This is a genomic window from Aeromonas veronii bv. veronii, from assembly GCF_000820225.1.
GTDB lineage: Bacteria > Pseudomonadota > Gammaproteobacteria > Enterobacterales > Aeromonadaceae > Aeromonas > Aeromonas veronii.
This window is the reverse complement of record NZ_CDDK01000031.1, coordinates 923-3,028: the sequence shown is the minus strand read 5'-3', so window position 1 is coordinate 3,028 and position 2,106 is coordinate 923. Positions and strand designations below refer to the sequence as shown.

Below are 2,106 nucleotides of genomic sequence, written 5' to 3'. Positions count from 1 at the left end.
TCGGCGCTGCCGAGCAGCTGGTTGATGCTGGCCAGATTGCGGCGCAGGAACTTCATCGGCGTCAGCAGGGTTTTCGGGTAGTGCTGCTTGAGATTGGTGAACTCCAGCTGATCGCCAAGGGCCTCCAGCGTCCAGTGAATGCGCTTGTTATGGGCGTAGGGCTTGTGGACCAGAATGGCGTAACCGAGCCGCTGGCACGCCTCGGAGAGCTGCAGGAATACCTCCTGAAATCCTTCCAGCACTATGCCCTGCTTGAGCTCGGCTTCCAGCCGGCTGTAGGGATAGTGGCTGGAGGTGGCACGCTCGTGGATTTCCAGCGCCAGCAGATAGAGGCGCAGCAGGCTGGCAAGCTCGGGGCTCGCCGGGTGGCGGCGGCTCAGGCGGGCGTTGAGGGCCGACTTGGTGAGGGTCAGCGCGCTCACCAGATTGATGTTGAGCTGGGCCAGATTGTGGCGAATGGCCTGGGCGCCGTGCTCGTCCGCCGGGAAGAAGCGGGACTTTTCCAGCAGGTAGCGACCAAGGGCGAAGTAGCTCTGGGCCAGCTGCTCGTGCAGGGTCTTGTAGGGCAGCAGCCAGAGCCAGATAAACGAGACCAGCCCGTACCAGAGGGCGCCAGCGCCGAGCGCCAGCGGCTGGTAGAAAAGATCCGGCGCCTTGGCGGCCCCCAGCATGGTGTAGATGGCGATCAGCAGCGAGCCGAAGCTGATGGTGGCATAGCGGGCACCGAGCGCCCCCACCATCACGAAGATAAAGGTGGAGCTGGCGAGCCCGATGGCAAACAGCCAGGGGGTGGGGTAGAGATACTGTACGCACAGGGACGCGAACATGAAGCAGATGAGCGTCATGGCGAGATTTTTGAGCCGTCCCCACAGGCTGTCGTCGGTTTCGGCAATAGCGCCCGCCACGACCCCGAGGGAGAGCAGCACGGTGAGCTGGATATTGCCGGTGGCCAGGGTGAAGGCGAGCAGACCGAGAATGGCCAGCAGCACTTTGAGAGCGAAGTAGATGTGACTATCGGTCAGCAGTCGGCGCAGCAGGCCAGAGAGATCCATCGGCATGAGACAGGTGAAACCCTTGATCGAAACGAGAGCGAGATAGTAACCCGCCAAGCGAGAAGCGGCCCTGATTTGGATCAGGGCCGCTTCGCATCATATCCTTGATTTGCAACTTATCCTGACAGAAACAGGAGCCAATAAAAACCCCGCCGAAGCGGGGTTTTTGATTAGTTGCGGTTGCCGCCAAGCAGGCTCAGCAGGCTCAGGAAAATGTTGTAGATGGAGACATACAGGGTGACGGTGGCGGAGATGTAGTTGGTCTCGCCGCCGCGCACGATCTGCTGGGTGGTCAGCAGGATGGCCCCGGAGGAGAAGAGCATGAACATGGCGGACAGTGCCAGGCTCAGGGCGCTCATCTGCAGGAAGATGTTGGCAATCATGGCCACCAGCAGTACCCAGAAACCGACGAACAGCATGCCGCCGATGAACGAGAGGTCACGCTTGGTGGTCAGGGCATAGGCTGACAGACCGAAGAAGGTGAGCGCGGTGCCGCCAAGGGCGGTCATCACGATCTCGCCACCACCATTGTTCATGTACATGTTGATGATGGGGCCCAGGCTATAGCCCAGCAGACCGGTCAGGGCGAAGGTGAATACCAGCCCCATGCTGTTGTTGCGGTTCTTCTCGGTCAGGAACATCAGACCGTATACGCCGATGAGGAAGATGGCCCAGTGCAGCGGCGGCATGTTCATCACGGTAGCGACCCCCGCCACCACGGCAGAGAAGCCCAGAGTGAGGGAGAGCAGCATATAGGTGTTACGCAGCACCTTGTTGGTATCGCGTACGGCACTTTGGGTGCCAGTGTAGATAGAACGGGTATCCATCTTGGGTGTCCTCTTGATGTCCGGGTGAGACGGCGAGCAGCCGCCTCGTGATCGCTGTTTGTTACTGCATGTTTACGCATTGTATGTAGAACAAATAGGGATGACGAGGAACAATTTCAAGCCACCTGCCATTTTGCTCCCGCACACTATCCCACAGGAAATATGTATTGCATATGAACAAGGGCTTAGCGTAGTATGCACGCCGTTCGGAGGGGTGGCAGAGCGGC

At 59.4% G+C, this 2,106-nt stretch carries 2 protein-coding genes; both read right to left on the bottom strand.

What is annotated here, in order from left to right:
* On the bottom strand, positions 1-1,058 hold a 1,058-nt coding region (locus BN1139_RS12675; protein ID WP_041980551.1), incomplete at its 3' end, for a YccS/YhfK family membrane protein.
* 164 nt (positions 1,059-1,222) lie between these two features.
* Positions 1,223-1,879, bottom strand: a complete 657-nt coding sequence (locus BN1139_RS12670) for a Bax inhibitor-1/YccA family protein (RefSeq protein WP_041980549.1) — start codon at positions 1,877-1,879, stop codon at positions 1,223-1,225.
* Positions 1,880-2,106: the final 227 nt, after the last annotated feature.

Excerpts from the sequence above, each read along its gene's own strand:
- BN1139_RS12670 (WP_041980549.1), bottom strand. The coding sequence starts at position 1,879 with ATGGATACCCGTTCTATCTACACTGGCACCCAAAGTGCCGTACGCGAT.